At 37.0% G+C, this 22,057-nt stretch carries 16 protein-coding genes and 1 pseudogene; 3 read left to right on the forward strand and 14 right to left on the reverse strand.

Annotated elements, in window-relative coordinates; translation table 11 throughout:
- Window positions 1–7: 7 nt before the first annotated feature.
- The 7 genes and pseudogenes from L323_RS27710 to L323_RS27740 all read right to left on the reverse strand — a co-directional run bounded on the left by L323_RS27710 (window position 8) and on the right by L323_RS27740 (window position 11,508).
- Window positions 8–982 carry an ABC transporter ATP-binding protein gene (locus L323_RS27710; protein WP_020814896.1) on the reverse strand — a complete coding sequence of 325 codons (975 nt, stop codon included), beginning with the start codon at window positions 980–982 and terminating at the stop codon, window positions 8–10.
- A gap of 108 nt (window positions 983–1,090) precedes the next feature.
- Window positions 1,091–2,371, reverse strand: coding sequence for a B12-binding domain-containing radical SAM protein (locus L323_RS27715; protein WP_020814897.1), 1,281 nt, complete (start codon window positions 2,369–2,371; stop codon window positions 1,091–1,093).
- Window positions 2,372–2,402: 31 nt separating this feature from the next.
- A complete protein-coding gene (locus L323_RS27720; protein WP_020814898.1) occupies window positions 2,403–4,118 on the reverse strand; it encodes a radical SAM protein in 1,716 nt (571 codons plus the stop codon).
- A 1-nt stretch (window position 4,119) separates the two neighbouring features.
- Complete coding sequence (locus L323_RS27725; RefSeq protein WP_020814899.1) at window positions 4,120–5,103, reverse strand: radical SAM protein; 984 nt, start codon at window positions 5,101–5,103, stop codon at window positions 4,120–4,122.
- Between the two features lie 69 nt (window positions 5,104–5,172).
- Complete coding sequence (locus tag L323_RS27730) at window positions 5,173–7,563, reverse strand: GH36-type glycosyl hydrolase domain-containing protein (RefSeq protein WP_020814900.1); 2,391 nt, start codon at window positions 7,561–7,563, stop codon at window positions 5,173–5,175.
- A gap of 195 nt (window positions 7,564–7,758) precedes the next feature.
- Complete coding sequence (locus L323_RS27735; protein WP_020814901.1) at window positions 7,759–10,812, reverse strand: ABC transporter permease; 3,054 nt, start codon at window positions 10,810–10,812, stop codon at window positions 7,759–7,761.
- Window positions 10,806–11,508: pseudogene (locus L323_RS27740) on the reverse strand (ABC transporter ATP-binding protein). Before L323_RS27740 ends, L323_RS27735 begins: the two are co-directional and overlap by 7 nt.
- 215 nt (window positions 11,509–11,723) lie before the next feature.
- Between L323_RS27740 and L323_RS27745 the strand changes: the two are divergent.
- The gene (locus L323_RS27745) at window positions 11,724–12,260 is read left to right on the forward strand and encodes a TetR/AcrR family transcriptional regulator (protein ID WP_051153512.1); all 537 of its coding nucleotides are present in this window, start codon (window positions 11,724–11,726) and stop codon (window positions 12,258–12,260) included.
- 62 nt (window positions 12,261–12,322) lie between these two features.
- On the opposite strand, the gene L323_RS27750 is transcribed toward L323_RS27745, so the two are convergent.
- The 3 genes from L323_RS27750 to L323_RS27760 all read right to left on the reverse strand — a co-directional run bounded on the left by L323_RS27750 (window position 12,323) and on the right by L323_RS27760 (window position 15,535).
- Complete coding sequence (locus L323_RS27750; protein ID WP_020814905.1) at window positions 12,323–13,540, reverse strand: hypothetical protein; 1,218 nt, start codon at window positions 13,538–13,540, stop codon at window positions 12,323–12,325.
- A gap of 141 nt (window positions 13,541–13,681) precedes the next feature.
- Window positions 13,682–14,632, reverse strand: a complete 951-nt coding sequence (locus L323_RS27755; protein WP_020814906.1) for an aldolase catalytic domain-containing protein — start codon at window positions 14,630–14,632, stop codon at window positions 13,682–13,684.
- 486 nt (window positions 14,633–15,118) lie between these two features.
- Window positions 15,119–15,535 carry a hypothetical protein gene (locus L323_RS27760; protein ID WP_020814907.1) on the reverse strand — a complete coding sequence of 139 codons (417 nt, stop codon included), beginning with the start codon at window positions 15,533–15,535 and terminating at the stop codon, window positions 15,119–15,121.
- Window positions 15,536–15,844: 309 nt separating this feature from the next.
- Between L323_RS27760 and L323_RS27765 the strand changes: the two genes are divergently transcribed.
- Window positions 15,845–16,744 carry an SDR family oxidoreductase gene (locus L323_RS27765; protein ID WP_020814908.1) on the forward strand — a complete coding sequence of 300 codons (900 nt, stop codon included), beginning with the start codon at window positions 15,845–15,847 and terminating at the stop codon, window positions 16,742–16,744.
- A 46-nt stretch (window positions 16,745–16,790) separates the two neighbouring features.
- Here L323_RS27765 and L323_RS27770 read toward each other — a convergent pair whose 3' ends face one another.
- The 3 genes from L323_RS27770 to L323_RS27780 all read right to left on the reverse strand — a co-directional run bounded on the left by L323_RS27770 (window position 16,791) and on the right by L323_RS27780 (window position 18,598).
- Window positions 16,791–17,132, reverse strand: a complete 342-nt coding sequence (locus L323_RS27770; protein ID WP_020814909.1) for a DUF3221 domain-containing protein — start codon at window positions 17,130–17,132, stop codon at window positions 16,791–16,793.
- Between the two features lie 70 nt (window positions 17,133–17,202).
- Window positions 17,203–17,937 carry a class I SAM-dependent methyltransferase gene (locus tag L323_RS27775; protein ID WP_020814910.1) on the reverse strand — a complete coding sequence of 245 codons (735 nt, stop codon included), beginning with the start codon at window positions 17,935–17,937 and terminating at the stop codon, window positions 17,203–17,205.
- A complete protein-coding gene (locus tag L323_RS27780) occupies window positions 17,924–18,598 on the reverse strand; it encodes a Vat family streptogramin A O-acetyltransferase (protein ID WP_020814911.1) in 675 nt (224 codons plus the stop codon). The genes L323_RS27775 and L323_RS27780 overlap by 14 nt, the downstream gene beginning before the upstream one ends.
- A gap of 144 nt (window positions 18,599–18,742) precedes the next feature.
- Between L323_RS27780 and L323_RS27785 the strand changes: the two genes are divergently transcribed.
- On the forward strand, window positions 18,743–19,744 hold the full coding sequence (locus tag L323_RS27785; RefSeq protein ID WP_020814912.1) for a nucleotidyltransferase domain-containing protein: 1,002 nt from the start codon (window positions 18,743–18,745) through the stop codon (window positions 19,742–19,744).
- Between the two features lie 296 nt (window positions 19,745–20,040).
- On the opposite strand, the gene L323_RS27790 is transcribed toward L323_RS27785, so the two are convergent.
- Window positions 20,041–22,044 carry an alpha-glucosidase gene (locus L323_RS27790; protein WP_020814913.1) on the reverse strand — a complete coding sequence of 668 codons (2,004 nt, stop codon included), beginning with the start codon at window positions 22,042–22,044 and terminating at the stop codon, window positions 20,041–20,043.
- Between the last annotated feature and the right edge of the window lie 13 nt (window positions 22,045–22,057).

A 22,057-nucleotide genomic window follows, 5' to 3' on the forward strand; every position in this document is an offset into this window, starting at 1 on the left:
ATTAATTCTATCCTTTCTGAAGCAGCATTGCTATCCCTTCCTCAACAGGGACATCGACAATATTAAAATCCTCAACCGGGAGCTTATCCTGTATACTCTTTGTCAACTGTAATGCATTTTGACGGCAAACCTCAAAAGTAGCTGAATAGCCGTCAGTTTCAAGCACTTCTCCAAAGCTTTCCAGTACAGGCAATTCCACTTGCCGGGATAATTGCAGACGAACCAGCTTCTTTCCGCTGAATGCATCATTTATCCGGGCCAATTCACCGTCATAAACCACAGCTCCTTTACTTATAACAACAGCGCGTCTGCAAAGATCCTCAATATCCTTCATATAGTGACTTGTGAGAAGTATTGTAGATTTATACTGTTCGTTATAGTATTTTAAAAAGCTACGAATTTTCTTTTGTGACATAATATCCAACCCAATAGTCGGCTCATCAAGGAACAGTACCCTGGGCTTATGTATCAGAGCAGCAATCAGCTCCATCTTCATACGCTCACCAAGCGAAAGACGTCGTACCTGAATATTCAGCAAATGCTTTACGTCTAGTAGCTCCGCAAGTTCTTCTAGGAACTGTGAATAAGCCTTGGTATCTATTTCATAAATACACTTATTCAGATAAAAAGATTCGCTGGCAGGAAGATCCCACCACAGTTGGTTCTTTTGACCCATAACAATTGAAATATTCCTTTTGAATTCCACTTTTCGTTGCCACGGCACAAAGCCGCATATTCTGGCTTCACCGCTGGTAGGAAAAAGTATTCCTGACAGCATTTTTAAGGTAGTTGTTTTACCTGCACCGTTTGACCCTATAAATCCTACCATTTCACCTGCTTGAATTTCAAAGGAAACCTCTTTTACAGCATCCTTATATAGTTTTTCTCTATGAAAAAGATTTTTTACGGAGTTTCCCAGTCCTGTCTGCTTTTCGTAATATGAAAATTGCTTTGAAAGTAATCTTACTTGAATTTCGGACATTATCAGCTTCTCCTGTATAAGTAATTTACTTTACCAACTATAACACAATTGGTAAAATAAGTAAATATTGCGTATATTTCTTGAATTATTTCTTTTGTTGGATTATGTTTATACAACTTCCTTAGTTTCGTCACACCAATTTATATTATTTTGTTTTAGAGCATCCATCAAAATATCTCTCCATCTCCGCATATCTTCAGGTCCGAAGGTGTTTGTCCTGATTGCATAACCTGTTAGTTTTTCCTTACCCACCTGTATGTAATTTGAGAAGTCTTTATCAATCCATGTTATACCATAATAATCAGGTCTTGAATACAGATCCGTACCGGGGTACGGCAAACATGGATAAACTGTAGCCTCACCTAGTTTCAGCCCTTCAAGAGATTTTATGGTTTCGGAAATCGTCTCATCGCACTCGCCTGGAAATCCGACTATGAAAAAACCTCTGGTCCTGATTCCTGCTTCAAATGCATTGTTCAAACCCCATTTAATCCGTTCAATTGATGTGGCCTTCCCCATTTTAGACAGCATTGATGTCGACAGGGATTCAATTCCAACACTTATATGTGTACAACCTGAGTCAAGCAGGGTTCTGCAAATGTCAAGGCTTAAGGACTCCGCCCTGGCAAAAATCCTCCACTTGATATTAAGTGGTTTAATCAATTGACATATTTTCATTGCACGTTTAGGATCGGCTAAAAAATTATCATCATTAAACCTGAAAGCCCGCCAACCCTTATCATAATGCATCCTTACTTCTTCTATAACATTTTCGGGACTTCTGGCCCTCCAGTATCCACGCTTGCTGACATTGGAATTGCAAAACCGGCATGTAAAGTTACAGCCCCTGGAGCTATCGAGACATATAACAGGCAGATTGTCTATTCTCCTTGTATATTTGCTCATATTGCAAAAATAATCATAGTCCGGAAAAGGAAGGTCATCCAAGTTTTTAATAACCTCCGCCTCAATAATTCTATCAGGCATTTTTCCTTCTTGTACTTTTTTTATCAAGTCATAAAAAACATATTCGCCCTCACCGCAGATAACCACATCAAAATCCTTTGCAACCTGTTCCGGCAATGCACTTGCATGGGGCCCCCCCGCAACTACAATGGACTTAGGGTATTTTTTTCTTAATTCCACCAGCAGCTTTTGTGCTATGTCATAGGTAGCTGAATAGGTCCCTATACCATAAATCTCAGCTTCCTCAATATAATCGATTAAATTATCTTCCAGCACCCCTGATAAATCACATACCTTTATGTCAAAACCCTTTGACTTTACATATGTTGCAATTGAAACAAGTCCCCCCGGTGGCTGACGTTCATCATCATCAACAAATGGTATAGGCAAATTTATTAATACTGTTCTAACCTCTTTGTTCATTAATTCACTTCTCCTCCTCATTTGAAAATATTTACGGATTTGTATGGAATAGTACTTTTGAAGACTGCCTAGAAAAAAAGTCTTCAATTATCTCTCTGATATTAAATCCTAGCTGTAAATTATGTATCTCATCGCGGCTAAAATAACCTAGTCCTGCTCCCTCATTCAGGTTAACCCCTGAAATATCCAAATCCATTTTCATATAATAAACAAATTGCAAATGCTCCTCTTCCTCGTCGTTATAATGGTAATTGTCGTAAAATGTGAAATCCGTTAAATCCAGATTAAGTTCTTCCATCAGCTCACGCCTGATAGCTTGTTCAGGAGTCTCCCCAAGCTCCTTTCCGCCTCCAAACAGTACCCATGTTCCGGGGTACTTGATTTTTGGATTATAATCCCTGTGATGAAGGAGGAGCTTTCCCTGTGAGTCTTCAATTATTATGGCTGTTCCGATTTTATGTATTTTGTTCTTTTCTGATGTACAGGTCTTTTTATTCATAATGTCAACAAAACAAAGGGGACTTTCAGCGTTGGGACTACCTCCCTGACTGTATGAGTCCACCACGCAATTTCCAAAACATCTTTTTGAATAGTGATTGCACTCCAGACACTTTGAACTTTTGTTTATGCTTAGATTTCTGTACACATTCCAGCGGGAAGAATCAATCCATATATCAATGAAATTACCCTCTGACAGATTACCTGCAGTAAACAATCTCTTGGCGGGAGTATCCTCTGTCTCATTGGCAGGCGAGACCACACAGCCGTAAACTTCTCCAAAGGGAGATATTGCGGCAACTTCTATACCTGCTGCACAACTTTTGTTATTAAGTAATGAGGATGGAAATTTGTCAGATAAATCAGGAGCTTCAATAATATCATAATAGGTTTGTATTTTAACCTTGCATTTCTTACGAAGTTCCGTTACTTTTGCAACAACAGAATACATATCAGCAGGTAAAAGCGGTGTGCCGTATCCTGAACCGTCCGCCCTGCCAGAAACCCGCAGAGGGGCAAGATTGACTCCGGCAATCCCCAGTTCGTCTGCTAAAGCAACAATTGTCTCCAGCTGGTCCATGTTTTCCCTGCATATGACACTGTTTATTTTCAAGGTTATATTTCGGAACTTTTTTAATTGTTTTATGGTGTTGGTTATTGACTTGAAGGTTCCTTTACCCCTGGACTGATCGTTATATTCTTCGGTTCCGTCAAGACTGATTATAACGATTCTTATACCAGACTGACCTATTCTTTCTATCAGCTCATCATTCCATACACCATTAGTACCTAAAGAAATAAAAAAGTTCTTATCCTTTATATATTTGATTATTTCAAAAAAATCCGGATGAAGTGTGGGTTCACCACCCGTAAGCCTGATTTCGAAGGTTCCCGCTTCATACAGTTCGTCTATAAGTCTGAAAATCTGCTCTTTTCCAAGTTCCTTGGAGAAATCCTTCCGACTGTTGTTGTAGCAGTATACACATTTAAGATTACAGCGTCTGGTTATTTCAAAGTAAACCTTTGAAGGAGCCGACAAGCAATCTGAAGGCAAGGATTCCCTGTCTTTTTTCGACTTGAATATGGAGAACAAGGGAGTATTGTTTTCAGCAAAAAGATATCTGAATTCATCTGAGTTATTCCTTAATATGCTCTGATACTGCAATTCAGTTAAGTAAGATGTAGAGCCGGTCAAACTATCAAACAACATAGCCCCTTCCTTTTCTTCACGAATCTTATATGTTTTCATATTATTTATTCCTACTGTTTAAAATATAATTTATCTGATTCTCACTTTTTACAGAATCAGAGAAAAGGGGCTGACAATATGTACAGTTGCCGCAGGGCAGGTTACTTGTAAAATCAACTAATTCAGGCTTATTTTCAATTTGTGAGGTACGAATTTTTGCTAATTTTTCGCCCTTCCATATTTCCTGAATTGACTGTTTCTTCAAATCTCCAAGAACCAGGGTCCTGTCCATTTCCGGACCTTTAAACAGCTCATTGAAACAGACTACAGCCTCACCGTTGGTATCAACATTGAACCTTCCCCAGTGAACATGGCATGCAACGACCTTGTTATTCTTGATTTTATCTTCTATGAGACTGTTATATGAGTGATAAGACCTTACAAAAATATCGTCGGCATAACCGGTTTGTTTCCAATATGACAGGAAATTTTGATCGTATTCCTTATCATCGCTTTCAACACGGCTTAATAAAAACCTTGTATTCAATTGATTAGCTTTGATGTATTTATGCATATATTCTATATTTTCCTTAACCAGCTCAAAAGCATCCACACCTTTTGTTTCTTTATAGTCCATTGAATCTATACTATTAACTGAAACTTCCACAACACTGCACTTTGAAACCACTGTTTCTAGCAGCTTCTTATCTGCTGTAACCGCATTTGTAAATATCCAGGTTATAATTCCCTTTGAATGGGCATACTCAACAGCTTCAGTCAGATTTTCCCACATAAGCGGTTCTCCAACAGAATGGATTCTCAAGGTACAGTGTGGATACGCTGCTACTTCATCTGCAATTTTCTTAAATACCTCCAAGCTCATAGACCCGCTTCCAAACTTCTCTTTTCTTTCACTAATTGCCGTAATGCCGATAGGGCAGTGAACACAGTTTGCTGAACATTCACCCTTGAATATACAAACATTGATTATATTTGGAAACTGATATTGCTCTTCGGATGTAAATCCTGCCGGTAAATTAATCATAATAACCTCCTAGATTTAAATATTTATTTTATTGAATTACTAGATATACATTTTACTTACTTATTTATATCAACCCATAATTACCTGAACAGCATTTATGTCCTCCATATAATCTAGCGGGATAAGGCAGCTGTTCAATATGGTATTACTGTTGATAATGATTTTTTTTACACCTTTTTCTACACCACCGGGATTCTGTACAATAATATTCAGTTTCTTTCCTCTAAAATGCCTTACCATACTGAATTCTTTCCACTCCGATGGAATGCACGGATCAATAATTAATCCGTTGTAGTCCGCTCTAACCCCCAAAATCCCTTCAACTACGGCAGTCATTATAGATGAAGCCGAACCTGTCAGCCAGTGCCCGTGAGATCTGCCGTGGTTCGGGCTTTCCAGTCCATCAATAAACTGACTGTAGACATATGGCTCTGTATGGCGTAGATCAGCAGAGTCGTTTTGTGCAGCAGGGTTTGTGCTGTTATAATAATCCCATGCACGGTTTCCGTTACCCATCATAGCTTCTGCCTGAATAATCCATGCTTCCGCCATTAAAAATATACTGGCATTTTCCTTTATTCCGGGTGGATACAAGCTCATAAGGAATATAGGCGGCCCAATCGTCTTTGTAGCTGGATAGAAAAGCATTGCACCGTATTCGGTTTTTAGGGTATCGTGTACTTTGTCTAATGCTTTTTGGGCCTGATCATGTGTCGCAACACCGCTAATGACTGACCATGTTTGTGGATTGAGCCACAAAGCAGCTTCCTTACTTTTAGATGAACCAATTACTTGATTGTCTCCTGTAAAGGCTCTTATAAACTGGTCGTCCGCCCAGCAATACTTCTGTAGGCTGTCATATAGTTTTTCTCTGTTCTTTTCCGCCCAATCAGCATCCTCACGGTTCCCCTTACCCAGTGCAATTTTTTTGAATTCACATAAGCCCAGATAAAGCTGAAAGGAGGCAAAAACAGATTCCCCCTTCTCTCCAAGCTTCAGACAGTCGTTCCAGTCTGTATCAATGCCCAGTACCAGGTTATGCCGACCCAATCTCTCAAGGCTAAACTCCAGTGCCTTCTTTAGATGCCCGTAAACAGTATCTTCGCCTTTGTCAGAGTATGGAATTATCTTGTCGACAAAATCAAGCTCACCGCTTTCCTTTATGTACTGGGGAACAGCCTGAAACAGCCAAAGTGCATCATCACAGCGATATTCCTTATAGCCCGTCTTTTCTTGATATTGTGAAGAACCCGGAACCGGTTCCATCCCGGGCTTATGGTCAAACCTGACCAGTGGAAGAGCTCCTCCGTTTGATACCTGCCCGGATAACATTGTAACCAGTCTTTCACCAGCAAGTTTACTGTCAAGATGCATAATACTCTGAATATCTGCCATTGTATCCCTGTAACCAAAGCCATTTCTCAGGCTTGAGTAAATAAGGGAAGCTGTCCTGGACCAGAAGGTATTTACAAAGCATTCATAGCTGTGCCACACATTCATCATGCTGTTAAAGGCAGAATCAGGCGTTTTTACCTGAAATACTTCCAGCTTACCATGCCAGTAAGCCTTTAACTGTGACAGTTCTTCTTCAACCACTCCTACGCCCTTGTAATGCTTTACTTTCATTTCAGCCGTCTCTTCATTACCCTCCCCAAGAATAAAAACGATTTCCTGCTCGCTACCGGGTAATAAATCCAAATCTATTTGAAGAGAGCCGCAGGAGTTTCCGGTATAATTCAAAGAATTGCTGCAGTATCCGTTAGTCAGTGCCAAAGGATTACTGTATGACCCGTAGGATCCTACAAATTTTTCTCTTGAACCATCATATCCTGAAACCTTAACTCCGCCGCTTGCGGCAAAGAACCGAAAAACCCTTTCCTCGGTCAGTTCTTTTAGTGACTGTAGTATGTAGTTGTCCTTAAAATATGTACGGCTTAGGTACCGAGTGTACTGGATATTCTCCATATCCAGAATGGAATTATTATCACTTGTAAATTCTGCATAGCTGAAAACAGATATTTTCCGTCTTTTTGTATCATTGTTCCTTATTTTAAAATGCCAGACCTCATGGTTTTGATTCAAAGGAACGTAGTAAAGGGTCTCGGAGGAAATTTTGTCGTAGTCTGAAGAAATAACCGTGTAAGCTGTACCGTGCCGACAAACCGATTTATAGTCACTCAGGTCCTTACCTGTCGGCTGCCATGAAGCAGACCAGTAATCTCCTGAATTCTGATCCTTTATATAAATAAACCTACCCGGCATATCCTGTGTAACTGCGTTGAACCGAAAACGTAAAATTCGCCCATCGGAGCCGGATTTCACGAAGCTGTAGCCGGCTGCATTATTAGTTATCAAAGCTCCGTATTCCATTGATCCCAAATAATTTGACCATGGAGTAGGTGTATCGGGTCTTGTAATAACATATTCCTTATTACAATCATCAAAATAACCGTATCTCATAAATATCCTTTTACATTTTATAATATATTTACCATTAATATGTATTATTTTATATTTATGTAAGAAATGTGTCAATTACTATAATATTTTAATATATTACATACTTGCAAAATTTAACTGGATTAAGAAGGACAGATGAAAAAACCCCCTACCGCATTTATTCCTGCGATAGGAGGCACATTTTTTGTTTTATTCCTATTCCACTGACTTCAGGGATTCTATCATATCAATTGTCTGTAATTTAAAATAAGTTACTACTTGCATTACCACAGAGAATATCACCGTGAGTAACGCTGCCAATACAAAGCTTAGCCATTTTATTTTCTTAAACAACACCATTGAGTTTTCTCCAATTACATCAATTACCAAACCGTGGATATAAATTCCCAATATCAAGCCCACCCCGATACTTATTAATGTAAGTATAAAGGCTTCACGGTAAATATAACCGTTTGTTTCTTCATCGGTAAAACCCAGTACTTTTAGCGTAGCAATTTCACGTGTTCGCTCGCTTATATTGATGGATGTCAGGTTATAAAGAACGATAATTGCTAAAAGTGAGGCAACTACCACAATCAACAGGATAATACTGTTCAGGCTTTCGTTACTGTCAAGAACCTTCTTTATCAAGTCACCATTAAACACCACATTCAAAATTAAGCCGCTGTCAATAAGCTTTTCTGCAAAAGACGTTTCATCTGTTTTATGATTTGACACAATGGCGTTATAAGATGCAGCTTTGCCAAAAATCTTATTATACATTTGATTGTTCATGTAAATATAATCAGCTGTATAGTTTTCTGCCACGCCACTAACAGTCAACTTATAAGAATTATTTTCAGCATCTTTTACGGTAATTGTATCGCCTTTTCCGGAATTATAAACATCAGACAGTTTTTGTGTAATAAGGACTCCGCTGTCATTAAGGGTTAACTGTTTTCCGTCAGAAGGAGTTTTCAGATTAAAATATTTATAAAAATCCTCCTCATTAGCAGGTACTATTAAAAAAGCATCATGGGTTTTGTTCGTTGTTTCACATTTTAAGGCAGTCTGTTTAAGTAAAAGTGGCTCTTTTATTTGCTCCCTTGTTAAAAGGCTTTCCAAGTCCCCTTGTATATTTTTTATTTCATCTTTTAAAATAAACATATTATCATAGCGGAAGATTTCACCATACTGTTTTTCCGCTACACCATTCATGCTGTCTCTCAGACCAAAACCTACAAGGAGGAGGGCCGTACACCCTGCCACTCCTACAATGGTCATAAAGGCTCTTTTTTTATACCTGAACATATTCCTCAATGTCACCTTCCATGTAAAGGACAATCGGCCCCATAGAGGTTTAATTCTTTCCAGAATAATTGTTTTACCGTTTTTAGGGGAAGCCGGGCGCATTAATGCCGATGGCTTCTGCTTTAGCTCTTTGTTACATGAAATAACCGTTACTATGCTCATAAGGGCAAAGGTAATAAGTAAAATTATCGTAAATGTTCCCATGCTGTATTTAGTAACAAGTGGCGGCAGATTAAACCGGAAGGTTGAGTAAATCAACGGAGGAATAATCCCGCAGCCTGTGAAAAATCCTACAACTGCTCCAAGTCCTGAAGCAGACAGTACGTAGAACAGATATGTTGATATTATACTGCCATCTTTGTACCCCAGTGAGGTTAACGTACCCAACTCGCTTCTTTCTTCCTCTATCATCCTGACCATTGAGTTTGATGCCATCAACATTACAATAAGTATGAAAAAGAATGGAAAAAGTGCTGCAACCGAAGTAACCACGTCGATACCCGATTTTAATTCACTGTAACCCCCAGCCGCCTCTCTTCCAAATATATGCCATTTGGGTTTTTCTATATCAGAAACGTCTTTTTCTGCATCTGTTATCTTTGCCTGAGCATCTGTTATTTCCTTATTAAATTTTTCCAGATTTTTATTATACTCTGCATACCCGTCCTTTAGTTTCTTTTCATTCTCAGTTAACTCAATTTTACCCTGTTCTATTTTTCTTTTAGCTTTAGCAATTTCGCTGTTAAAGGTGTTGATACCTTTATCCAACTTTGCTTCCTGAGTGGTTAATGTAGTTATTGATTCCTTTAACTTTTGCAAGCCCTTTTGCATTTCGGAATATTGATTTATAGTGGCATTTAGCCGGATATATTCCTGACTTTCGACGGGAAGCTGGCTTAGCTGTGCATTCATGGCCCCAATGGCAGAATTCAGCTCATTGATTTTAGTGTCTACTTCTTCTTTTTTTATTTTATTTTGATTAAGCGCATTATTTATATCCTTCCAGCCAGCCGATATTTTTTCTTTTGCAGACGCAAACTCTGCATTTTGCTTTTCGGTATTTTTTTTCAGTTTTGCCTCGTTGGAAATAAGTTCAGCTTTTCCTTTTTCCAGTTTCCCGGCATTTTCATCAAGGGTAGCTTTTGCATCTGCCAGTTTCTTTTCGCCCTTTTCCTTTTCATCATTTAATTTTGTTACATTTTTTCTTATTTCACTGTCAGCTTTCGTATAAATCTCCTGATATCTTGCATTTTCTCTGTCTGATTTTATTTTCAAAAGTTCGTCTTTCAGCTTTGAGACTTCAGTATCATACTCTTTAGAATATGCTGCTGTTTTCCCGGTGCCTGATGCAATAAGATATATTTCCGTATATGCATCTAAAATAAAATTATCCTTGTTTATAAAAATAAATGATGACAGCTTTCCGTCACCTATAGTGGTGTTTCCGTAGTCTTCGGCAAGATACAGCACCGATTGTACTGTGCCTGTAACGGTAAATTCCTTGTTTTTCAGCTTTTTGTCCGTATCGCTTGTAATTTTTATTATGTCCCCTGTTTTGTAGGTTTTACTGTCTGCAATGCACTCGTCACCTTTTTGAGGCATTCTGCCGTCCGCAAGCTTAAAGGTATTAACCCCATCTTCTATTGCGTGAATCCTAATAGCTTTATCCGTATCCAAAACATCCAATGAATAGCTTGGTATAACTGCATTTACATTTTTAAGTTTCTTAATTGCATTAACATCTTGGTCAGTCAAACCTAATGTACTAACTACCTTAAAGTCCAATAGATTATTTTCTTTATAATATTTATCCGCTATGCCTGTAATATCAGGAGTAGTGGCTTGTATTCCGGCAAAAAAACCAACACCTATCATGACTATAATAAAAAGGGATATATACCTGCCAAAGGATTTCTTTATTTTTTTAAGAGTGTTTTTATACAGCAAATTAATCACCACACAATCTCTGCGGCTTTTTTAGGATTTTTGTTTCTAATAACATCCACAACCGTGCCGTTTTTTATTTTTATTATTTTATCTGCAATATCTGCAATGACTGCATTGTGAGTAATTAAAACTGTAGTCATACCCATTTCCTTACAAGTTTTTTGTCAAAAGCTCAATAATCCTCTGTCCCGTTACGCTGTCCAACGCACCCGTTGGTTCATCACACAAAAGCAACTTAGGATTTTTGGCAATTGCCCTTGCTATAGCCACTCTCTGCTGCTCTCCCCCGGATAGTTGAGTTGGAAAACTCGCCATACGTTCAGACAATCCCACCTGTTCCAAGACATTTTTAGGGTCAAGGGAATCCGGGCATATCTGACAGGCAAGTTCAACATTTTCAAGTGCAGTGAGGTTCCCTACAAGATTATAAAACTGAAATACAAAGCCTATATCTCTTCTCCTGTAACTTACCAGCTTTTTTTTGTTGTATTTGTGTATTTCCTTACCGTCAACTATGATTTTTCCCCCACTTGGACTATCCATACCTCCAAGAAGATTCAGAACTGTTGTTTTTCCTGCTCCTGACGGCCCTAGTATGACCACCAGCTCACCTTTTTCTATTGAAAAAGTACAACCATCAACCGCCGTAATTTTAATATCACCTACTGCATATTCCTTCTTAATATTTTCAAACTTTATAAGCGCCATTTACTGCCTCCGATTTATTAAACACTGTGTTGACAATCCAACTTGAATATATTATATTTACAGTGTGAAACTAATACAACAATCAGAATTTTGATAAATGTAAGTTACCCGACAAATATTAAAAAAATGTTTAGAAAACAACAAATTATTTTTTGGTTAGTGGGAGGCCGGTATGGAAACAAAAAATAGCGGACAGGCGTGTAAAATATACAAAGATGGTGATTAAAGACAGCCTTGTTAAGTTTTTAAAAGAAAAGCCCATATCAAAAATCACAGTTAAAGAAATCTGCGAAGATGCAGATATTAACCGCGCTACTTTTTACGCACATTATACAGATCAGTATGATTTACTTCAACAAATTGAAAATGAAATTATTGATGATATTAATTTATACTTAAATGAATATAATTTCGAAGAAACTAATCTTATTGATATTAAAATAATTGAGAGAATTCTTGAATATATTGCAGAAAATTCAGAACTTTTTGACCTTTTGCTTAATCTAAACGGAGATATAAAATTTCAGCAAGAATTCATTAATATTATAGGACAACAGCATTTTCTTCCTATACTGGGAAGCAACTCAGTAAATAAAGATGATGCGGAGTATTTGTTTTACTTTCTAGCCTCCGGTGCTGTGGGTGTCATTCAGATGTGGCTTAAAAGTGGCATGAAAAAATCCGCCAGGGACATAGCAGAATTAATACTAAAAACCTCAAATAACGGCAGGACATCTTTTATGCCATCATAAAAAAAGTGGCTATTGCAAAACAAAATCAGTTTTGCAAAGCCACTTTTCATGTATTTCAAATATTAATATTCATCATCTTCTGTATCTTCATCGTATACAGTGATTTCTTCAGTCTTTTTTATATCTCCACAAGTTATCGTGATTGTGGCTGTTCCGGCGCCTACCGGACTAATAAGACAAATGCCGTCCTCATCAGGTTCACCAACGGTAACAACCTTAGTATCTGATGAAGTAACAGTAATGGTTCCCGGTGCATTATAAGGATCTTTTGAAATATATAATTCAACCGGACCATCACCTACATACAATTCAGTTTCATCAAAGTCACATTCAAGGTCTTCCAATACAACTTCTTTTACAGTAACCTTACAAGTTCCAACCAGCTTGTTTTTATCTGGAGTAGCTGTATTTTCATATATTGTTACGGTTGTAGTTCCAACTTTTAATCCTTTTAAATAAACGGTTTTATCCTCACTATACAGGTCAACAATTTCTTCGTCTTCCGAAATAAACAAGTAATTAACATCTGACCTATAATTACTCATAAGCTCAAAAGCCCACATTGGGGAGCCTAAATCAACTGAGGTATCTCCCGACATTGTTGCTTTTTTTACAGTATACTTAATTGTACCAACTGTTCTGGTAATCTTATTATAGGTTTCTTTAACTGTTACAGAATATGTTCCAGGCGCTTTTGCTGTAAAACTGTGTGAAATGAAATACATACCATCAAATTGACTGAAACTTTCTTTCATAGAGAAATTCTTGTTATTGGAAACGTATGTATATGTTGCTTCGTTATTTCGGTAAGAGAATTCTATAGGTTCCTTTGAAGTACTGGTTCCCATAGGTAATACCGGTACGAAATCCTGAGATACGGTAGAATTTTTTACTGTAACGGTGCAAGTGCCAACTTTTGTTGTTTTGCCGCTTAATTTCTGATTACAGGTAATAGTAGCACTTCCTGCTTTTACTCCTGTCAAATATGCAGCAGTTCCACTAGCCTTTACTTTTACTATATTATTATTACTTGATGTAAAGCTATAAGTTGCGTTTTTTACTGAATTTGATACCTTCAAAGTATACTTGTCATCCTTTGAATAGTAATCAATACTACTAACAATACTTCCTGCTCCAATAGTCACTTTTGCTTGAATTGACGGTTTGGCAGCAGCGGCATTTGCTACATTTGTTGCTAATCCTGCCGGCAGAATCATGGTCATAACCAACACCATGCAAATAAAAATCCTTGCAATTCTGTTTCTTTTCAATTGGTACATAGGTTTAAACCTCCAAAAATTTTTTGTACTGCAATTTTACTGGGATATATTACCTCCCAATCTTCATTTTATTACAATTATATCATAATTCTGCTATTGTTCTTAATAAATTATACCTATTTTCATCATTTTTTTCCGTTTTTAATCACATCTTATGATGGTGTCATAGAAGTTAGTATAATCTTCTCTTTTATTGTCTAAAAAAGCGATTGCTTCACGGGGATGCTTATTTAGTAATCCTGTGAGCATATATGCTACATCAAATCCCCAATTGTTTTCCTTTTTTATTGCAGGTATATGCTTTTCAATACATTCTATAATCGGCCTTAAATTATATTTGGGGTTCTTTAAAAAGCCCAAAATCAATTCTATAGGACAGTTTCCGGCTCCCCTGCCCAACCCCGCTATCGTCGCATCTATAAATTCAGCTCCATCGTTAATAGCTTCAATAGTATTGGAATAGGCTAGCTGTTGATTGTTATGACAATGTATACCTACTTTTTTCCCCTCTGATTTCTCATACTGCATATATTTTTTTACCAGTTTATGTATGTCATTTGAGTAAAGCGAACCAAAGCTGTCAACTATGTAGATGACTTCTACTTCTGATTTGGATAACTGTTCCAGAGCATTATTCAATATACTTTCGGATAGCAGTGATACTGCCATAATATTGACAGTAGTTTCATACCCTTTATCATGAGCATCCTTTATCATATCAATAGCTGTGGGTATTTGATGAGCATAAGTTGCTACACGTATCATGTCAATTACACTATCTGTTTTCCTTAATATATCCTTGTGATAATCTGTTCGTTCCGCATCAGCCATCACAGAAATTTTCAATCCGGTATTGTTATCTCCTACGATTCGGCGTATATCGTTTTCATCTGAAAACTTCCAGGGTCCAAACTGATTACCGGTAAATATCTTTTTATCTGCCTTGTAGCCTACTTCCATATAATCTATATGTGAATCAACACACGTGTCATATACGGCTCTGACAAAGCCATCCTCAAAATTAAAATTGTTAACCAGTCCGCCATCCCTTATGGTACAATCCAATATTTTTATATTGTTATCGTATGACATGATAATCTTTCGCCCCTCTCTACTATCTTCAGCAAACAGATTTTTGAATAGAGTATACTGAATTTATCTATAACATAAAATTATACATTAACCTTTAATAAAAAACCATATATTGTATAATTATTTATTTGTATCCAGTCAAAATATAGTAAAAATCTCATATTTCTTGTTTTTTCCGTCTGAAATTTATGAAAAACAGAACTAATGGAACCAGTAACTTCCTTTTTCAACTTCATATATTCTTTACAGCTTCAATGGAACCGTTGTTCTCTACCATATTATTTACTGTGATTACTTTCTACATTAGCTAACACTACCTCTGTCCAGTCCACGGTCTTATGAAGTTTGTTATTAGAGAAGGTCCATAGACTTAAAATTAGAATTATTATGCAATATTTACTAATATTTAATTATACAAGCACTTTTTGTATATTGTAAAGATTTATGCATAATATTGAAATTATTTGGTGATGAGATTTACTAATTTTATTTGAATGAAAATTGAACTTTACCTAGTATTTGTTCATCTTTCCTTATTTCAAGTGTATATTTCTCCCCGTGTACCAGCTCCGGGAAATCAAAGTACACCCGATAAGATTTAAACATAAAAAAGCCGGGTCCTGCAAATATATTGAAGTCCTTTTGCATTGTTTTTTCGGACTCTGAAGTTAACACAGCTTTTACTCCGAACATATCATCAGCTTCCTTTTTTATCATTGCAAAATGAAGCTGATGTGTATTTTCAAAATAAACCGGTTCGCTTATCCAGATACCATTTTCTGATTTACTTAGTGTTGTGCCTTTAATCTTTGACTCTACAGAGAGTGCATCTGTTTTTGTGTAAAAAGCATGGGATGAGTTGTAGAAATTAAATCTAATATTAAAGAAGCTATGACCAAACAAACCAGTTCCGATAAGTGCTAAGACTTTATTGAAATTAGGATAAGCAATTTCTTTTTCACGAAATCCCCCTTTAATGTTAAATATTACATTTTTTTATAATTATACCATTTTGCTATTAATTATTCTAGCGTGATAAAAAGTACGGAGGTTTTCTATTCTGCAACAATTGCTATATAATTTATCTTTCGTAATACTAAATATATTGCTGAAATTTGATTATTAGGTTAACAAAAAATCTTAATTATTGAACACCATCTTCCCTAACAGAATAGTATATAAAAGAGAGTTTACAAAAAGGATGTGTATTTTATGTACCCGGTATATCCTTACATAGGATTTGAAACAAAATGTGAAAAAGTTCCCTTAACCTTCCCTCCCCAACATCAAAATCGTCAGCCAGGAATTGAATATATAATGGACCCTAGGCCAATATATAACAATCCCGGTTACCGTGGTTCAGAAAAGCTCATAAACAAAGTAGCTGTAATTACCGGCGGGGATAGCGGTATCGGACGAGCTGCAGCCGTTGCCTTTGCAAAAGAAGGAGCTGATGTGGCTATAATATATTTATATGAGCGTACTGATGCTTTAGAGACTAAAGCAGCCGTTGAATCACTAGGCCGACGTTGCCTAAATATTGAAGGAGATATACGAAGAGAGGAATTTTGTAAAGAAGCTATAGAAAAAACAGTCCGTTATTTTAATCGACTGGACATACTTGTTAATAATGCAGGTGTTCAATTTCCTCAGGACAGCATATTAAATATATCAAAAGAGCAATTGGAAGATACTTTCAGAACAAATATTTTCTCCTTCTTTTACATGACGAAAGCAGCACTCCCTCATATGAAATGCGGGAGCTGTATCATTAACACCTCATCTATTACTGCTTATGAGGGGGAAAAGACATTAATCGACTATTCTTCTACTAAAGGAGCCATAGTTTCATTTACACGTTCCTTGTCGAAATCTCTTGTGGATAAAGGTATCAGAGTTAATGCCGTAGCCCCCGGGCCTGTGTGGACACCACTTATTCCCTCAAGTTTTTCCGCAGAAAGGGTTAAAACTTTTGGGGCCGACAATCCGATGAAGCGTGCCGCACAGCCTTTTGAGCTTGCTCCGGCCTATGTTTTCCTTGCTTCTGATGACTCTGCCTACGTAACAGGACAAACGATTCATGTGAATGGCGGGAAGATGGTTACTACTTAAAATAAAAAGTAAATGGCATGCTAATATGAAGATAGTTTATCAGGAATCACTCAATGACCTTTATAGTTTTAGCCTTCCCCTGAACAGGATATGATTCCATTACAGGGCCTTCAAAAACTACTTCAACCTTCATGCCTTCCTTCAATTCGCTTGTAGATACTTTTGTACTTTTATCTATGCTAACTGTTGCTTTATCATGTATGGTGTCGATTTCAACCTTCCCCTCCACCAAAACACCAGTTACTATTTTGTTATCATTCGTCAAGACCTTGGTAATTAGTCCCCGAATACCTATCTTTTCTTCATTTTTATTATTGGATGTTTTACTGCAACCCACCATATTGAGCATCAACACGGTTGTAAGCACAATGATTAGTATTTTCTTCATATTGAGGGCACCTCCTTTGTTATACTCTATTTGACGCAAGAGGCACTTACAAGTTCCATGGTATCTGAAGCTAGTGTTTTCTTGATGATACAAGCAACATCATTGGTCTGCGGAGTTCATCCGACATTTCAGGGATAGCATTGAGTAAATCTTCTGCAGGTTGTGGTTCCACAAGTCCTGTTATTTCAAATCCTGCTTTTATGAGATTGTTTAAGTATGTCGTCAATGTTTTATGGTACTTTACAACTTCCTCACCCAGAAATATTGCCTTACGAACACCTTCGTTAAAATATTGGTCAACCGGCCAGTGTAGGCGGTTTCCACGGTTATCACAATACCAATCCTGTGGTCCTTGTGCAGTAAAAATCGGATGTTCCACTGAGAATACAAAGTCTCCGCCATTAACAAGGCATTTACTTACTTTACATAAAATGCTCTCAAATGACTGAATATAATGAAAAGTCAAAGAACTGATTACTATATCAAAAGAATCAGCCGGAAAATTAAAACCCTCAATTGGCATGCAGATATATTCAATATTTTCATACTTTGTTTTTTCCCTTGCTTCATTTAACATCTTTTGTGATATATCAATTCCCACAACTGACTCTGCACCATTCTCTACGGTATATCGACAATGCCACCCAAAGCCACAGCCCAAATCTAAAACTCTCTTACCCTGAAAATCAGGCAACAGCTTTTTTAGTTGGTGCCACTCTCCCGCACCTGCTAGTCCTTTTTTTGAACGATCCATATTACTGTATTTTTCAAAAAAAGTGTTATCATCATATTTATTTTGTTTCATTTGGCTCCCCCATAACAATCGATTTAAGCTTATTAATATCATCATTGCAAAGGTTTGGAATATTTTCTGTTATCTTCTGGATACTCCAATCCCACCACTTTATTTGTTGCAAATACTCTATGACTTCATCGTTAAATCTCATTTTTATAATCTTAGCCGGATTCCCTCCCACTATACTATAAGGCGGTACATCCTTTGTAACTACTGATTTTGCCGCTATTATCGCGCCATCTCCGATTTTTATACCGGGCATAATAATAGCCTCGTACCCAATCCACACATCATTTCCAATTACCGTATCACCCTTATAGGGCAAATCCTTTAATTCAGGAATCCCTGCTTCCCAACCATTTTGGAAGATACCAAAGGGATAGGTTGTAAAGGCCTGCATTTTATGATTTGCACCATTCATTATGAACTTCACGTCGGATGCAATGGCACAGAATTTCCCAATAATCAGTTTATCCCCAAGAAAGTCATAGTGGTACAGAATATTTTTTTCAAACTTCTCCGGATTATTGTCGTTATCATCGTAGTAGGTGTATTCACCTACAATTATATTCGGATTTTTTATAATATTCTTCAAAAAAGCAATTCTGGTGAATCCCTCCTTAGGATAAACAGTATCCGGGCTCGGCCCGTATTTCTTTTCTTCCTGCATTAGAATTATCCCCTTTCTTAACAAATCTTGCCCATTTAAATTATGAGAGATAATAATATTATTCTATGATAATATAAAAAGTAATCTTGCACAACACGACCCATGATTTCCAATAAAAATGGAAACATACAAGAGGAGGGCTGTATGAATATTCAAATCTTAAAAGATAAGCTTAACTCAAAAGAATATGATTTTTTAAAGAAAGACTCTCATCTGGGAGATAATATATTAATTCTCACAACCGGAGGGTCTATTGCCTATGGAACTAATGTAGCTACCAGCGATATTGACATCAGGGGCGTTACTCTGGAAAACAAGCAGGATATTTTGGGCTTATCAAGTTTTGAACAATTTGAGGACAAACCAACAGATACGGTTATATACGGTCTCAAAAAATTCATCTCTCTTTGTTTAAATTGTAATCCGAATGTTCTTGAGATTCTCGGAACAAAGCAGGAACATTTACTTGTTATATCAAAAGGAGGTGAGTTACTTAGAAACAACGTAGACCTATTTTTATCCAAAAGAGCTATTCAGAGTTTTGGCAGCTATGCCACAGCCCAGTTAAGAAGGCTGCAAAATGCTTTAGCAAGGGATAATTATCCTCACGCTGAAAAGGAACAACATATATTAAATAGCATTTGGGGTCAAATGGAGCATATGCAAAGAGTCTATAAAAGTTTTACTGACAGTGACATAAGTTTATATATTGATAAATCTGACAGAGAAGATATGGATACGGAGATATTTATAGATGTAAATTTAAAACATTATCCCCTCCGGGACTTTAAAAATATTTATTCCGATATGAACAATATAGTTAAGGATTATTCGAAGTTGAATCACAGAAACAGCAAAAAGGATGAGCTTCATCTTAACAAACATGCTATGCACTTGATACGTCTTCTTGTAACAGGTACAGAAATCCTCCAAGGAAAAGGAGTTAATACCTATAGAGAAAAAGAAAGATCGTTTTTTCTTGATATTCGCAGCGGAAAATATAGTTATAATGAGATTTTTGAAATGGTTGATGATTATGAGCATGAATTTAAAATGGCTGCTGCAAGTACTTGTCTGCCGGATAAGCCTGATTATAAACGTATCGAAGAATTGATGATAAAGATTTATAGTAATGCACATTTTTAGTATCTACGGTATTTACCAACATTCTTATACTGTATTTAAAAATAAAGTTATTGTAGCCAGTCCATCTACTTGCTCCTTTCATTATCAATTTTATATGGGATGAAAAAGACCTGTCCGACATTTCTTGTACGAAGATGTCGGGCTTTTTAATTATAGCAAAATAAGCAGCAATCGGGTTGGAGAAGTGATTTTGAATAGTTTTTGTATTTCACTCAGTTATTCCAACAAATAAAAAAACCCCTTTTAACTGAAAATATGTATTTCCAGCTAAAAGGGAGGACTAATTTAAAGCTAATCTATTTTATTCCATACTGTTTTTGAATTGATTCAAACAAATTTGCATACTTGGAATTCTTTTTATAAAATGCCGGTATAAAGCCTATTCCTGCCTCTACAGTTACTGTTCCACCCTGATACTCCTTACCCGTCCAAAGGTGAACCCACTGGTCGTTTGGAAGATAAACCTCCCACTCCTTTACATCAGGCAAATATACAGGTGCAACCAAGATATCTTCACCAAATAAGTATTCAGTTTGAATATCATAGGTCTTTTCATCATTTTCATAGTGTAAAAACAACGGTCTTTGTACCGGGAGTCCTGAAGCTGCATTAATACTTACAAGGCTCTTTGTATACGGTGCAAGCATTGTATAGATTTCCGTCAGTCTTGCAAACTGTTCCAAAGTATCTGCATCGTCATAATACTGGAAGTTTTCCTCTGGTCTGTTTCCTTCATGAGTTCTCATTACAGGAGTAAATGCAGCCATTTCAGCCCATCTCAGGAATACTTCCTTTGTCCTGCAGTTGTTAAACAAGGAGGTATATCCACCGATATCACTATGATGCAGACCACATCCGCTCATTGCAGCACTGAGTGCCCCACAAATTACAGTAACCAGACCATCGTGCATTGAGAAATCCACACTTTGATCACCTGCCCACAGCAAAGTACAGTATTTTTGGGTACCAGCCCCGCCTGCTCTCATAAAGTATACAATTTCGCCCAGCTTTCCTGTTTCTACAAGAGCTTCATAATTGCATTTCGCCCAAAGAACCGGCCAGTGGTTGTGTTCTATCATCGCCGAAGCTCCACTGTATAACTGTAAATCCGTAGGGAGATATTCTCCGAAATCAGCCATCCAGCCATCTATTCCAAATTCAATGAGATGCCTTTTGATTAACTCTTTAAACCATTCATAGGCATCTGGATTTGTAAAATCTACAACGCCACAGTCAAACTCTCCAAAATCCACTAAATAATCATTACCATCAAGGGACTTGGCAAAGTACCCCTTCTCTTTGCCTTCCTTATACAAATCCCCTTCTTTTACAAGGTACGGGTTGTTGTAAGCAAGGAATCTGATGTTTTTTTCTTTATATTCTTTAATTTTTTCAGGCAAACCCGGATACATTTCCTGATTCCACTTCCAGTTCCAGTTAAGACGCTTACCGAACGAAGTGATACGCTTGCCTGCCCAATCCTGACACCAAACCCCTGAGACTTTGATTCCATTTCTCAGCGAACGGTCAACAAGTCCGAAAGAGCGTTCTGTTCCTCCTTGAAGTCCCAGGATTGCTCCATTATATATCCAGTCAGGCAATTCTACCTGTCTACCAAGAAAGCCGGTGAGCTTTTCGAGTAACTGAATATAGGTAGGCGCGGCTTCAATCCTAATCTGCTTTGGTACTTCCCATATCTGCAATTCATGAAAAGCTTTATTTTTAAAGTTAAAATCAGCATAGGCAGTTGAATCAACATGGAGGTAATAGTGTTTAGTTGATACGAAAGTAGGCTGTGGAAAATTAGTATTGTAATAGTCTCCTCCAGCTTTATTTTCCACATCAGACCTCCAGGTTACATAGGTAGTTTTATCTCTGCCCACACCCGGCTCAGATGTCCAGAGTGGAAAATTTCTTCCTCTCAGATTAAAATAGGACATCTGCTCTCCACAGCCGTAACACTTCTCATTTTCATCGGCATCTATTCTAATCCAAAACCTGTTGATTTTATCATCTTTTTTTTCAAAGTCCATCAAGAACCTATTGTCTTGAATTTTAATATAAGCTGTTAATTTATTATCAAAATTTAATGAATATTCATTGTTATTTTTTTGTATAGAAACACTTCTTAAGGGATACCTTTCAATTACATAATCCCTGATATCAAAGTTTCCTCTATACATCTCGACGGTTTCATTACCATACCCTATATAAATAGAAGGATTTTCTGTCGTATGATGAATAATACATTTATTCTGATATAATAACTTAAACCCATCATTTAGTATAACTAGTTCCATATTTCCCCTCCCG

Origin of the sequence: Ruminiclostridium papyrosolvens C7 (assembly GCF_000421965.1) — a bacterium.
GTDB classification, from domain to species: Bacteria; Bacillota; Clostridia; order Acetivibrionales; family DSM-1351; genus Ruminiclostridium; species Ruminiclostridium papyrosolvens_A.

What these genes read in the sequence shown, in the direction of transcription:
- L323_RS27750 (WP_020814905.1), bottom strand. Translation starts at nt 13,540, where the DNA reads ATGTACCAATTGAAAAGAAACAGAATTGCAAGGATTTTTATTTGCATG.
- L323_RS27755 (WP_020814906.1), bottom strand. Translation starts at nt 14,632, where the DNA reads ATGTCATACGATAACAATATAAAAATATTGGATTGTACCATAAGGGAT.
- L323_RS27770 (WP_020814909.1), bottom strand. Translation starts at nt 17,132, where the DNA reads ATGAAGAAAATACTAATCATTGTGCTTACAACCGTGTTGATGCTCAAT.
- L323_RS27765 (WP_020814908.1), top strand. Translation starts at nt 15,845, where the DNA reads ATGTACCCGGTATATCCTTACATAGGATTTGAAACAAAATGTGAAAAA.
- L323_RS27725 (WP_020814899.1), bottom strand. Translation starts at nt 5,103, where the DNA reads ATGATTAATTTACCGGCAGGATTTACATCCGAAGAGCAATATCAGTTT.
- L323_RS27790 (WP_020814913.1), bottom strand. Translation starts at nt 22,044, where the DNA reads ATGGAACTAGTTATACTAAATGATGGGTTTAAGTTATTATATCAGAAT.
- L323_RS27745 (WP_051153512.1), top strand. Translation starts at nt 11,724, where the DNA reads ATGGTGATTAAAGACAGCCTTGTTAAGTTTTTAAAAGAAAAGCCCATA.
- L323_RS27720 (WP_020814898.1), bottom strand. Translation starts at nt 4,118, where the DNA reads ATGAAAACATATAAGATTCGTGAAGAAAAGGAAGGGGCTATGTTGTTT.
- L323_RS27715 (WP_020814897.1), bottom strand. Translation starts at nt 2,371, where the DNA reads ATGAACAAAGAGGTTAGAACAGTATTAATAAATTTGCCTATACCATTT.
- L323_RS27710 (WP_020814896.1), bottom strand. Translation starts at nt 982, where the DNA reads ATGTCCGAAATTCAAGTAAGATTACTTTCAAAGCAATTTTCATATTAC.
- L323_RS27730 (WP_020814900.1), bottom strand. Translation starts at nt 7,563, where the DNA reads ATGAGATACGGTTATTTTGATGATTGTAATAAGGAATATGTTATTACA.
- L323_RS27785 (WP_020814912.1), top strand. Translation starts at nt 18,743, where the DNA reads ATGAATATTCAAATCTTAAAAGATAAGCTTAACTCAAAAGAATATGAT.
- L323_RS27775 (WP_020814910.1), bottom strand. Translation starts at nt 17,937, where the DNA reads ATGAAACAAAATAAATATGATGATAACACTTTTTTTGAAAAATACAGT.
- L323_RS27780 (WP_020814911.1), bottom strand. Translation starts at nt 18,598, where the DNA reads ATGCAGGAAGAAAAGAAATACGGGCCGAGCCCGGATACTGTTTATCCT.